12 protein-coding genes are annotated in these 12,053 nt (G+C 55.9%); 10 read left to right on the top strand and 2 right to left on the bottom strand.

Features of this window, described 5'->3' with window-relative positions; genetic code table 11:
• Positions 1-16: 16 nt before the first annotated feature.
• From AB1724_17080 to AB1724_17070, 3 genes are read left to right on the top strand one after another with little or no spacing between them, the layout of a single operon-like run.
• The gene (locus tag AB1724_17080) at positions 17-466 is read left to right on the top strand and encodes a hypothetical protein (GenBank protein MEW6079523.1); all 450 of its coding nucleotides are present in this window, start codon (positions 17-19) and stop codon (positions 464-466) included.
• Positions 432-734: a hypothetical protein gene (locus AB1724_17075; protein MEW6079522.1), complete on the top strand. Its 303-nt coding sequence runs from the start codon at positions 432-434 to the stop codon at positions 732-734. Before AB1724_17080 ends, AB1724_17075 begins: the two co-directional genes overlap by 35 nt.
• Positions 703-2,232 (top strand): AarF/UbiB family protein, encoded by a 1,530-nt coding sequence (locus AB1724_17070; GenBank protein MEW6079521.1) that lies wholly within the window; start codon positions 703-705, stop codon positions 2,230-2,232. Before AB1724_17075 ends, AB1724_17070 begins: the two co-directional genes overlap by 32 nt.
• Positions 2,233-2,242: 10 nt before the next feature.
• On the opposite strand, the gene AB1724_17065 is transcribed toward AB1724_17070, so the two are convergent.
• On the bottom strand, positions 2,243-3,250 hold the full coding sequence (locus AB1724_17065; protein MEW6079520.1) for a potassium channel protein: 1,008 nt from the start codon (positions 3,248-3,250) through the stop codon (positions 2,243-2,245).
• A 168-nt stretch (positions 3,251-3,418) separates the two neighbouring features.
• Here AB1724_17065 and AB1724_17060 point away from each other — a divergent pair, with 168 nt between their 5' ends.
• From AB1724_17060 to AB1724_17030, 7 genes are all read left to right on the top strand, one after another.
• Positions 3,419-3,919 (top strand): DUF3124 domain-containing protein, encoded by a 501-nt coding sequence (locus AB1724_17060; GenBank protein ID MEW6079519.1) that lies wholly within the window; start codon positions 3,419-3,421, stop codon positions 3,917-3,919.
• A 24-nt stretch (positions 3,920-3,943) separates the two neighbouring features.
• The gene (locus AB1724_17055; protein MEW6079518.1) at positions 3,944-4,747 is read left to right on the top strand and encodes an ATP-grasp domain-containing protein; all 804 of its coding nucleotides are present in this window, start codon (positions 3,944-3,946) and stop codon (positions 4,745-4,747) included.
• Between the two features lie 79 nt (positions 4,748-4,826).
• Positions 4,827-5,480 carry a DUF4124 domain-containing protein gene (locus AB1724_17050; GenBank protein ID MEW6079517.1) on the top strand — a complete coding sequence of 218 codons (654 nt, stop codon included), beginning with the start codon at positions 4,827-4,829 and terminating at the stop codon, positions 5,478-5,480.
• Positions 5,481-5,550: 70 nt separating this feature from the next.
• A complete protein-coding gene (locus tag AB1724_17045; protein ID MEW6079516.1) occupies positions 5,551-6,840 on the top strand; it encodes a class II fructose-bisphosphate aldolase in 1,290 nt (429 codons plus the stop codon).
• Positions 6,830-7,354, top strand: coding sequence for an NUDIX domain-containing protein (locus AB1724_17040; GenBank protein ID MEW6079515.1), 525 nt, complete (start codon positions 6,830-6,832; stop codon positions 7,352-7,354). Before AB1724_17045 ends, AB1724_17040 begins: the two co-directional genes overlap by 11 nt.
• A gap of 36 nt (positions 7,355-7,390) precedes the next feature.
• The gene (locus AB1724_17035) at positions 7,391-9,127 is read left to right on the top strand and encodes a carbon starvation CstA family protein (protein ID MEW6079514.1); all 1,737 of its coding nucleotides are present in this window, start codon (positions 7,391-7,393) and stop codon (positions 9,125-9,127) included.
• Positions 9,128-9,314: 187 nt separating this feature from the next.
• Positions 9,315-10,454 (top strand): DUF4143 domain-containing protein, encoded by a 1,140-nt coding sequence (locus AB1724_17030; GenBank protein MEW6079513.1) that lies wholly within the window; start codon positions 9,315-9,317, stop codon positions 10,452-10,454.
• Between the two features lie 191 nt (positions 10,455-10,645).
• On the opposite strand, the gene AB1724_17025 is transcribed toward AB1724_17030, so the two are convergent.
• Positions 10,646-11,485, bottom strand: coding sequence for a MipA/OmpV family protein (locus tag AB1724_17025; protein MEW6079512.1), 840 nt, complete (start codon positions 11,483-11,485; stop codon positions 10,646-10,648).
• Positions 11,486-12,053: the final 568 nt, after the last annotated feature.

Raw genomic sequence — 12,053 nt, 5'->3', positions numbered from 1 at the left:
GAAGAAGGAGGATCTCATGACCGAAGACAAGAAAAAAGAAAAGGTGCTTCACACCCGCATCAGCCATGACCTGGAAAAACAGATCCGGGAGGAAGCCGGTTCCCTGGGCGTTTCCGTATCCAACCTGGTACGCAACATTCTCGGCAACACCTTTGACCTGGTCGAGAACATCGTTACGGACAGCGCCGCCATCACCCGCTCCGCCCGCCGCCGGTCCGGGCTGGCATCCGCCGGAAAACATGCCAGCGCCCCTGAACCCGCCGACACGACTTACCGGGTGATAGGATGGCAGGAAGCCGTCCTGAACCTGAACGCGGTCTGCAGCCAATGCAATGAAATCCTCAAAAAGGGAAGCCGCGCCGCTATCGCCATTATCGAAGGCAGCGGCCCGCGGCCGTCCATCTGCTTAAACTGCCTCAAGGAGGTTTCCCATGAAAACGACAACGACGCTGATGACAATGAATAAGCCTCAAATGGTGTTCCCTATGTTTCCACTTTCCCGGTTTTCCATCATGCCCCGCACCGACCAGGCGCCCTATCACCTGCGCGTCATGGAATGGCGGGAAATCGTCCTGGACCTGAACGCGGTCTGCGCCCATTGCAACGACATTCTTAAAAAAGGACGCCGCGCCGCCGTCGCCGCCGTTGAAGAGAACGGCCTGAAACCCGCCATCTGCTTAAACTGCCTCAAGGAGATCAACCATGAAAACCGCCGCCATTCAGATAAAAGATGACCCCCGCCTGCTGCTGCCGGTGTCCCCGGTTTCCCGGGATTTCCGGCGAACCCGTACCGGCCGGAAATCCCGCCGCTCCCGCGGCCTGGTATTTAACATCCTGACCAACACGGAAAAACTGGTCGGCGACATCATCCGGGATTCTTTTATCATCGCCGGTGAGGCGGAAACGTTTTACGCCCTGGCCTGGGACCGGGCCGCCACGGTGAATAAGGCCATCCGCTCCACACCCCGATTCACCCGCATCTTCGGCGAACTGATCCGGATCGTGGCCACCTATCGCCTGCACACCCTCAAAGCCCGGTTTCTGTCCCCGGAAGAAGCGGAACGGTCTTTAGAAAAGCTGCACCGGAAAAACGCGGAACGGGTCTATGATCTGTGCGTGGAGATGCGCGGCGGCCTGATCAAGATCGGCCAGTTTGCCTCCACCTACATGAACGTCCTGCCGCCGGTTTACGTGGAATACCTGTCCCGGCTTCAGGACCGGGTCCCGCCCATGCCCTACGAGGCCATTGCCCGGCGCATCGAATCCGAATTCAACCGTCCGGTGGAGCAGGTCTTCGCCCGGATCGACCGTGAGCCCCTGGCGGCCGCCTCCCTGGCCCAGGTCCACGGTGCCGAACTTTTCGACGGCACCCGGGTGGTGGTCAAGGTCCAGATGCCGGCCATTGAGCGCACGGTGGAAGCCGACCTGACGGCCTTCACCATTGCCGCCGACTTCATGAACGACCTGTTCCCGCCCCTGGGCCTGTCCGAGGTCAGCCGGGCCCTGGCCGATTCCGTACGCCGGGAACTGGACTATACCCGGGAACTGGACAACATTCGTGAATTCAGCAAACAGATCGTATCCGACCCGCGCGTGGCCGCACCGGGCATCTATCCCGACGTCTCCACCCGGCGGGTGCTGACCATGGAAAGGTTTGAAGGAGAACGGCTGATCCCCTTTCTGGACAACGCTTCCGCCGAACGGCGGAACCGGCTGCTGGCCCTGATTGCCGAAAGCTTCTGCAGCCAGATCATGACCCACGGGTTTTTCCACGCCGACCCCCATCCAGGTAACATCATGGTGCTTTCGGGCGACCGGCTGGGGCTGATCGATTTTGGCTGCGTGGAACGTTTTTCTCCGGAAACCTTCGCGCTTTACGCGGAAATGATCATGGCCATCCTGACCCGGGACCTGGACGGCATGGTGAGGCTGTTTTCAGGCATGGGATTTGTAAGCCAGGAAGGAACCGATGAAACGCTCCGGGAAATGGCGGCGGACTTCATCGACCTGCTCATGCTCTCCCCGGATCAAAACCTGGCGGACGCCGACCTTACCGAAAAAATTTCCCGGGGCATGGAGCTGATCCAAAAATATCCTTCCGTCCGGGTCCCCCGGCATTTTGTCCTGCTGGGACGGGTATTTCTGACCCTGGGCGGTATCATGATGCGCTACAACCCGGACATTAACATTTTCATGCTGATGGCCGGCCAGATGAACGGCAACAACCAATAAACTCAACCGCTCACATGGAATGACGGGCGCTTTTGATGTGGGCCACCTCTCCCATGACCACCAGCACCATTCCCGGTTCCAGGGTGGCCGTCGGGGAAGGATTGAACTGCAGATGGCCGGCCTGGTCTTCCAGGCCCAGGACCAGGAGCCCGTAATTGTCCTTCAGGCCGGACTGGGCGATGGTCTTGCCGCTGACGCCGGATTTTTCGGTAATCGGTATTTCATGAATACGCAGGGAGCGTTCTTCCGACCGCAGCATGCGGTCCAGAAAGTCCACCGCCACCGGCCGAATCATGACCGAGGCCATCCGCAGGGCGCCGATAAAATTGGGCGACACCACCCCATCGGCGCCGGCCTTGACGAACTTGGGCTCCAGCATGGGGTTGGCGACGCGGGTAATAATGCGCAGTTTGGGGTTGAGCATGCGGGCCGTCATGGTGACATACAGGGCGTCCTTGTCGGAAGGCAGAACGATCAGGATGCCCCGGGCCTTGTCAATTCCGGCGGCCATGAGGTTTTCATCCTCGGTGGCGTCTCCCCTGATATACAGAAGATTCGGTATGCTTTTGCATATCTCGATCTTGGCTTCATCCTGTTCGATCAGGACGATGGCCTCACCGTTTTTGTCCAGCTCCATCAGAACGGGAAACCCGGTCTCCCCTCCGCCGCAGACGATATAATGATCGGTCAGTTTCTGAATGCTCTTTTTCATCTTGCTCACCCTCAACAGTCCGGAGACTTCTCCTTCGATAAACAGCGCCGTTAACGCGCCGATGCCGTAAAGAATGATCCCCATGCCCACGGTAATCAGCAGCATGGTGAATACCTGGGCCGGCACATTGCCGGTGACCGGAACGATCTCGCCGTACCCCACGCTGGTCAGGGAGATAACGGTCATGAACAGGCAGTCGATAAAGGCGTGGGTGCCGCCAAAAAGCAGGTAATAACCGATGCTGCCGATCAGCACCACCAGAAAGATGCTGATGATAAGAAAATATAATCGCCGTTTTAAATCCATAAGGCGCGTGAAGTATCTTTTTGAAAAATAGCCGGAAAATGGCTCCGGATTATTGCGACAATATATCAAGCCGTTATGGCTGTAAAGGCTTTTAATAAGCCCTGATGGTGAAAGCGATTGACATGGATGCGGTGATTTGCTTTATAAGATTAAGGAAGGAGAAAAGACATGGCCATGAAAAAACAACCCGTGAAGATGGCGGCGTGCCTGATGACGGCCCTGCTGATCTGGATGATGTGGCCGGAATGGCTGTCCGCCCAGGAAGAGGTCCAGATGTCCGCCGGGCAGACCGTTTACGTGCCGGCCTACTCGCACATCTACATCGGCAGCAACGAGCAGCCTTTCCTGCTGACAGTGACATTGAGCGTCCGGAATATTGATCCTTCCAGCCCGATTACCGTCGACGCGGTCGAATACTATGACACCAAAGGGACGTTGCTGAAAAAACACATCACCGCTCCGGTAACCCTCGGCCCGATGGAATCGGTCCGTTACGTCGTTCCGGAAAAAGATACCAGCGGCGGATCAGGGGCTAATTTTATCGTCAAATGGAACGCGGAAAAGCCGGTGAACTCGCCGATTATCGAATCCATCATGATCGGCGCCAAAGTGCAGCAGGGCATTTCCTTCACCTCCCGCGGACGACCGGTTCTTCCACCTGCTCAATAACGTTTCTGGAGTTTGAACACCGGCATGCGCCTGGTTTCTTTCGACGCCCTGCAGACCCTGGACATTTCCGGGGTCAGGACCATCAAACCGGAAAACTGGCTTAATGAAAAAGAAACGATTCGGTCGGCGGACTGGATCCTTTTCCCCGAATACTGGCAGATCAACGCCCTGGTATACGGGTTGAAGAAAAGAATATTTCCCAGCGTCAGCACTTACCACATCGGCCACGACAAAGTGGAAATCGCCCGGGCCATGGAAACCGTTTTTCCCGCTAACGTTCCGGCCACCCGGATCCTGCCGCGCACGGAACACGCCATTGAACAGATCCTGGATGAATTCGCCTTTCCCTTTGTGGCCAAGAAGGTCCGAAGTTCCATGGGAGAAGGGGTCTTCCTGATCAACAACCGGTCGGACCTCCTGCGTTACACTGGAGAAAACGAGGTTCTGTTCATCCAGGAATACCTGCCCATATCGCGTGACCTGCGGGTGGTGGTGATCGGGGAAACCGTGGTAACGGCCTACTGGCGTCAGGCCCGGGAGGGATGTTTTCATAACAACGTCTCCCGTGGCGGAGATGTCAGCTTCGACAACATTCCCGATACCGCCCTGGGCCTGGTGGCGGACGTTGCCGCGGCCTTCGGCATCAACCACGCCGGATTTGACGTGGCCGAGGTTGACGGCCACTGCTTTCTGCTGGAATTCAACCCGAAGTTCGGAACCCAGGCGCTCAACGAAAGGGGCATCCGGCCGGGAAAAATGATTCTGGGCTATCTTTCCGGTCAATCGGTTCCCCCCGGACCAGGGCCGGACAAAAGCGTTATCGCTTGACAGGCCGGGACAAAACCGGTATACCTGAAACCGTTTATGTCTGCTGTCTAAAACCCCATAATAATTATGGAGTCACTCAATGAAACAATCCACCCCCTTATCCCTCGCCCTGGCAATAATTATTATCGTGTGGGCCGCTTATCCCGCTTCCGCGGAAATTTATCAGTACAAGGATGACAGTGGAAACACTCACTATACCAATGATCCGGTGGGGATACCCAAACAATACCAGAAAAACGTCAACATTCAGGGAGAAACCGTTATCTACCCGGAGGGTTCGGCCGAAGCGCCCTTACCAGAAAGCGTCACTAACCAGGAAGCGGCCGGTGACCAGGAAGAGGCCGGTGACCAGGAAGCCGAAACCGGCGGCGATCAGGGGAGACCCGCTACGGGACAGGTTCGGCAGCCGCAGGGGAATCTCAACGAAGTCGATTCCCTGAGGGCCAGGGAAACGGCTTTTAATGATGAGTTCAAGGCCCTTCAGGAAGAGCGGCGCCTCCTGGACGAGGCCATGAAAAAGGCGAAAACAAAAGAGGACCTGGAGAAAGTCAACGAGGCCACCGTTCAGTTCAATCTGAAGTTCAAAGACTTTCATCAGAGACGGCAGACGTTCAAGGAAGAAGTTGCCAAATACAATGACCAGGTCAAACAGGACATGGAGCAGAAACTGGAACAATATCAAGCGGACCAGGCCGCCCGGTCACAGGGCGGCGCGTCTCCGGAATCGGAATAACCACCCGCCGCAAAGCCGTTTATGATAATTACTACCCATATTGTATATAATCAGTAGGGAGGTAGGCGCCATGCATTATCATTCATATCCTGAAAATTTCAATAAAGCGCTGGAAGTCGGCCGGCCGCCCAACATTGTCTCCCTGTTTCCCAATTCAAAAGCGCTGATCGTCAGCGGCAAGTTCATCAACCGGGCGGTGGCTTCCAAAAAGGGCGCCGTCACCATGGCCGCCAACGGCCGAAACTCCTTTATCATCCAGGGGGCCCTGCGGGCCGCCCAGCGGGCCAACGCCGCCCTGATTATCGAAATCGCCAAGTCCGAAGGCGGCCGGAACGCCTACTGCGCCGTTAATTACTGGAACATGGCCCGACAGGTGGACGCCTTCTGCAACCAGATGGGCATCACCATCCCGGTGGCCATTCACGCCGACCATTACGGCATCAAAAAGCAGGCGGATATCGATGAGGCCCGGATCGAAATTCCCAGCATGTTCGAAGCCGGCATCACCTCCATCGCCATCGACGCCTCTCACCTGCCCGACGACCAGAACCTGCTGGCCAATCTGGCCTTAAACCCTTACATTCCTCGCTGGGCCGGCCTGGAAACGGAAGTCGGTGAAATCAAGGGCAAGGAGGGGTTGTCGACGCCGGAGGAAGCCCTGTTCCTGATTCAGGGGTTGAACGCCCACGACATCTTCCCGGACTGGATCGCGCTTAACAACGGCACCACCCACGGCATCGAAGCCAGCGACGCCGGCATCCAGGTGGAGCTGACCGCCCGGATCCACAAGGCCATCGAGCCTTACAAAGTCAACGGCGCCCAGCATGGCACCTCCGGCAACAGCTCGGACAGGCTGCGCCGGATCGCCGCGGAAACCAACACCACCAAGGCCAACGTGGCCACGGCTCTGCAGATGATCTCCTGGGGCCTGCAGGTCAACGATTACGGCAACGCCTTCCTGGATGCCTCCGGCAACTTCGTCAAGGAAAAGGACAAGGGCGTGTCCGACGAGACCTGGGACAAGATGCGGCAGTACGCCGAGTCTAAAAGCCTGAAAGCCGGCGACTACAAAAAACTGAACCTGCCCTTTGAAAACATCCTTCACGCCCAGCCCGCCAGGATTCGGGAACGGATGGTGAGTGACGTGGAGCAGTTCGTCTACAACATGCTGACCAAGGTCTTCAACGCCACCGGCACGGCCGACCTGGCCATCGAGGCCATCCTTAAAGCCGGCGCGTACGATCCCGGTGACATTGCCGAAAGGATCGAACGGCCCGAAGAGTGGACCCGGGAAAAGATCATGCAGCGCGCCGCCGCCCTGCATGGCGACAAAGGGCCGAAAGGCAATTTTGACGACTAATCATCCGGCGCGGCAGAAGCGCTTCTGTCATTTCTGCGGCGGCCGCCTGGTCCAGAAGAAATGGGAAGGCCGGGTCCGGCCTTTCTGCCGCATGTGTGAACAGCCCATCTACGAAAATCCGGTGCCGGCGTCGGCCGTTGTGGTGGCTGACCCGGCCTCCCGCCTGCTGCTGACCAGAAGAAACGTGGAACCGAAAAAGGGGATGTGGTGCCTTCCCGGCGGGTTCATGGAGTTGTCGGAAGAACCGGAGGAATCGGCCCTGCGGGAGTTGCGCGAGGAGACCGGCATCTCCGGCGTCATCCGGTCCCTGCTGGGTGTCCGCTCCAACCACAGCGACCGGTACGGCACCGTGCTTATCGTGGGCTACCTGGTCACCGACTATTCCGGTGACCTGGCCCCCGGCGACGACGCCGAAGAGGTAGGCTTTTTTGCTCCGGACGGCCTGCCTCAAATCGCCTTCGCAAGTCACGAATTCTTTATTGAAGCCGCCCTGAAAATACTGGCAGCGTCTTGAGACAAAAGATTTGATAAATAAAGATGAGGTCTTCTGATGAACGTCCTGGCCATTCTGGTTGTTTCCATTGTGTTATTCGGAATCGGGTACCGGTTTTACGCGCGGTATATTGAAAACGTGTTTGATGTCGACGGATCCCATGTCGCGCCTTCGGTGGAAGTCAACGACGGGGTGGATTATGTACCGACCCGCCGGTTTGTCATCTTCGGTCATCATTTCGCTTCCATCGCCGGTGGCGGACCCATCATCGGTCCGACGGTGGCCCTGATTTTCGGTTATATTCCGGTCTGGCTCTGGATCATTCTCGGGACGATATTTCTGGGGGCGGTGCATGACTATACGGCGCTGCTGGCCTCCATGCGGGAAAAGGGGCGGTCCATGGCGGAGATCGCCGAAAAATCCTTCGGCCGGGCCGGCTTCCTGCTGTTCATCGGATTTACCATTATCATGCTGCTGATGGTCACTTCCGTCTTTTTGACGCTGACCACCACCGCCCTGTCGTCCAAATATCCTCTGTCCTATTTCGGCGTCGACCATACGGCCCTGCGGACGATCATGGAAAACGGGGTCACCCACGTAGTCATCGGCGGCATTGCCTCCACCTCCGTTATCATCATCACCCTGTGCGCCCCCCTGCTGGGGTATCTCCTCTATAAAAGGAAAACCAACACCGCCCTGGTGTCCCTCCTCGCCGTGGGGATATGCGCCGTATCCATCAAAGTCGGCCTGCATTTTCCGATTTCCATCGATTCTTTTGTCTGGATGGTGATCATCTCGATCTACACCCTGTTTGCCGCCGGCGTGCCGGTATGGCTCGTCCTGCAACCCCGGGATTTCACCAACTCCTTTCTGCTGTATGGCGGCATCCTGGCCCTGTTCGGCGGCGCGGCCGTCATGGGCATCCGGGGGGATGTCATGCTCGCCCCGACCTTCAATATCGCGGAGGGAGGGTCGCTCCTGGGTTATGTCTGGCCGATCCTGTTTATCACGGTCGCCTGCGGCGCCATCAGCGGATTTCATTCCCTGGTGGCCGGCGGGACCAGTTCCAAACAGGTGGAAAAGGAAAAACCCGACGCCAAGACCGTGGCCTTCGGCGGGATGCTTCTGGAAGCGGTTCTGGCCATCGGCGTCATGATCGCCGTGGGCGCGGGGATCGGCTTCGATCAGCTCCGAAGCATTGTCTTTCCGACAGTGGCCGGAGTGAAATCCAATCCCATCCTGGCATTCGCCCTGGGCCTGGGCGGCCTGCTGAACAAATCCTTTTCCCTGCCCATTATCTACGGGTCCGTGTTCGGCATTCTCATGGTCGAAGGGTTTGTGGTGACCACCCTGGACACCGCCGTCCGGCTCAACCGTTATCTGTTCGAAGAGCTCTGGCGGATGCTGTTTAAAAAGGTCCCGAAAGTTTTAAACACCTATGTGTTCAACTCCCTGCTGTGCGTTGTGCTGATGTTTCTCCTGGCCTATTTTAATGCCTTCAAGCAGCTCTGGCAGCTTTTCGGATCGGCCAACCAGCTACTGGCGGCCCTGACCCTGCTGACGGTTTCCATGTGGCTGCTGAACAGGGGGAAGGCCTATCTCTTCGCGCTCATCCCCGGAATATTCATGTTTGTCACCACCGTGGCGGCCCTTTTCGTGATTCTCTTCAAGGATTACCTGCCCAAAAAGAACTACATGCTGGCTTCGGGAGACATCATCTTAATCCTGCTGGCCTTCGGGGTTTTATCCCTGGTGATCAAAATCATGCGCCAGGCCAAGGGCAAACGGGCCTGACCCGGACCATTGGTCCGGTTTCATAAGAAGCCGTTTTGTTCGCTCCCCGATTGCAGATATTCCTTAATCCCGGGGATGGTATGGGTGCCGTAGTGGACCATGGAGGCAATGACCGGGCGCGCCGGATAAATTTATATTAGATACTCTTCTTGACAACGGCAAATTATCCGGATATATTTTCCTCATTATGAAAATTATCCAAAGAGCCATTGACCTGCGATTACCGAGAGGTAAATCCGCTTTTCTCTGGGGGCCGCGTAAAGTCGGCAAGAGCTACTGGATCGGACATTCATTCCCCGGCGCTGAAATCATCGATTTTCTGAAAACCGATACGCTGGCCGAATATATTTCCCGGCCAGCGCTTTTAAGAGAACGCTACCATCATCATCAAGGGTTGCTGATTATCGATGAGGTCCAGAAGGTTCCGGCGGTTTTAGATGAAGTACACTGGCTTATGGAAAACAAAGGCATTTCCTTCATGCTGACGGGATCCAGTGCCCGCAAACTCAGGCGGGGGCATGCCAACCTTCTGGGAGGAAGGGCATGGCGGAGAACCATGGCGCCGCTCTCCCTTGTTGAGGTTGAGCATTTTGATATTGAAAAAATAATGGTTTCCGGACTGCTGCCGCCCCATTACCTTTCGCCGGAACCCACGGAAGATTTGCGCGCCTATGTCGCCGATTATCTAAAGGAAGAAATAATAGCGGAAGCCCTCACTCAGAACATCCCGGCCTTCAGTGAATTTTTACGGGTAGCGGCCCTCACCTCGAGCGAGCTGATCAACTACATGAACATTGCCAGGGAGACCGGAGTGTCACACAAAGTGATTCGCACCTATTTCGACATTCTGGAGGATACTTATCTCGGCTTTCGAATCCAGCCCTGGAAAAAATCAAAGAACCGGCGCATGATCCTGACGGAAAAATTTTACCTGTTTGACGTGGGCGTGGCCAACTATCTCGCCAGACGCCGGCCCGTGATGGGAAGTTCCGACTTCGGCAAGGCGTTCGAGCACTATATATTAATGGAACTGAAGGCCTATCAGGCCTACCGCGACCCGGACCTGCCCATCACCTTCTGGAGGACATCCACCGGCAGGGAAGTCGATTTCATTGTAGGAGACAAGCAGCTCGCCATCGAGGTCAAAGGCTCATCCCGTGTTCATGAGGGCGACATCAAATCTCTCCAGGCGCTGCAGGAAGACGGCCCGGTAAAAAAATGCCTGATCGTCTGCCTGGAAAAACAGCCCCGCCTGCTGGCGAAAAACATCGAAGCCGTGCCATGGGAAATGTTTATCCGCCAATTATGGGCCGGCGCCTTTACATAAGCTCTCTATGACGGGCGGCATGGGCAACTCGTGCCCGCGCCCAAAGAGCAGGATGTCTACCGGGCTGCCCACGATGTTTTGTGGGCGGTAACAAATATCCTCTTGTGCTTCGCACCCCGGCAACCAGTTGCCGGGGTCACCCGTCGCGCAGCGAATCGCCAGTAAGCACGGCCCTCTTGTTCGCAATCGTTTCAGAAATGCCAGACTACGGACAATTCCAATCCGGCTTCATAATCGTCACGGGAAATTGGACTATCTCCAATATCGCCGCTGTAGAGTTCCGCCTCGGCCGCCGCGATCACGTGTACATGGTCGGTGACATATCGCCGGTGAATCAGGTTAATGCCTGCAGATCGATATCCTCCGTCAAGCTCCGTCGCGGCCAGGCTTGACGCTTCGGAATCCTCTGCCGAAATTCCGAAGTCCTTGTTGATGAAATCGTCTGTCCCAAATGTCGAGAAGATAAACACCTCGGTCCCGCTACCATCAAGTTGGTCGCCAAACCGGTGCCCGGCAGCCAGAATGCCAAGCCATCCGAACCCGCTTTCTCCTCCCATGATACGGCCGGCGATCCAGTGTCTCCATTCTTCGCCGAGGCTGCGGCGCGCTTCCAGGAATCCGACCATATGCGAATCGCGCTCTTCAATTCCATCGAGCGCACCGTCTTCCGAGTCGTCAGGCTCAAGACCGTCCTCGTATCGCGCTCCTGCCTGAACGAGCCAGACATCGGCGAGTCGACTACGCCAACCGAGTTCCATCCCCTCCCAAAACAGCAGATGGTTGCCGGTTCGCCACTGTATGGCACCAGCAGGATCCAGTTCGACCTCGTATTCGTCTGAACCATCGTATGCGGCCTCGTATTCGATGCCCGCGCCGAGAGCAACGCCCCACCCGCCGCCACGTGTGAAATCCAACACCGAAGGCAGCGGGACCAGGGCTTCGGGATTCAGGCCCTGCCCTTTTGCCGTAACGCTAAACATTATTCCGAAGATCGTTACGGCGGCGATGCTCATGACACGGTTATGCTTCATCTCGCTTCTCCCTTCTGCTTTGCAAACGGCACCGTGGGGGCCCAAGAGGAAAGGGCCGCCGCAGAATGCTCGTTTATAAATACAATTGGTAAGAGTCAAAACTCGACGCCCCTTATCGGTCTCCTACCAACGAGCTGTTATAGCTTTTGTCTTTTTGACGAAGGCCAATATAATAGCACCCATATAAACAAATATGGTGATAGTGAAAGAGTTGTAAAAAGCGCCCCCCTAAAAGAAGTTAAATATTCAATAATATATTCCATGGGAGCCATTCTGATCGACCACGTTGAAAAACCTTTTGTAGCAAGAAATGTGATATAGAAATATGTGTCTAATATACCAAATATTACCGACAGTATAATAAGCACACCAATAGCTATTGGGAAAAATGAAACCTTTTTTTTTATCTCGTCTCGATTCATAAAAAGCTATAACTATATAGTTGAACGAAGCCGCTTCGCGGCGGAATAATTAAAAGCGTATACTCCTGCCCGTGCTCAATTATGGGCGCCCCTACGAAAGGAGTATACCATGGAAAACGCTGAAGTAAACCGTTTCAACCGGCTTT

This window comes from Thermodesulfobacteriota bacterium, from assembly GCA_040753795.1.
Lineage (GTDB): Bacteria > Desulfobacterota > Desulfobacteria > Desulfobacterales > Desulfosudaceae > JBFMDX01.
This window is presented reverse-complemented; position numbering and strand designations above follow the sequence as displayed.

Coding starts and splice junctions, on each gene's coding strand:
- AB1724_17050 (MEW6079517.1), top strand. CDS start 4,827: ATGAAACAATCCACCCCCTTATCCCTCGCCCTGGCAATAATTATTATC.
- AB1724_17070 (MEW6079521.1), top strand. CDS start 703: ATGAAAACCGCCGCCATTCAGATAAAAGATGACCCCCGCCTGCTGCTG.
- AB1724_17045 (MEW6079516.1), top strand. CDS start 5,551: ATGCATTATCATTCATATCCTGAAAATTTCAATAAAGCGCTGGAAGTC.
- AB1724_17025 (MEW6079512.1), bottom strand. CDS start 11,485: ATGAAGCATAACCGTGTCATGAGCATCGCCGCCGTAACGATCTTCGGA.
- AB1724_17055 (MEW6079518.1), top strand. CDS start 3,944: ATGCGCCTGGTTTCTTTCGACGCCCTGCAGACCCTGGACATTTCCGGG.
- AB1724_17060 (MEW6079519.1), top strand. CDS start 3,419: ATGGCCATGAAAAAACAACCCGTGAAGATGGCGGCGTGCCTGATGACG.
- AB1724_17080 (MEW6079523.1), top strand. CDS start 17: ATGACCGAAGACAAGAAAAAAGAAAAGGTGCTTCACACCCGCATCAGC.
- AB1724_17075 (MEW6079522.1), top strand. CDS start 432: ATGAAAACGACAACGACGCTGATGACAATGAATAAGCCTCAAATGGTG.
- AB1724_17035 (MEW6079514.1), top strand. CDS start 7,391: ATGAACGTCCTGGCCATTCTGGTTGTTTCCATTGTGTTATTCGGAATC.
- AB1724_17065 (MEW6079520.1), bottom strand. CDS start 3,250: ATGGATTTAAAACGGCGATTATATTTTCTTATCATCAGCATCTTTCTG.
- AB1724_17030 (MEW6079513.1), top strand. CDS start 9,315: ATGAAAATTATCCAAAGAGCCATTGACCTGCGATTACCGAGAGGTAAA.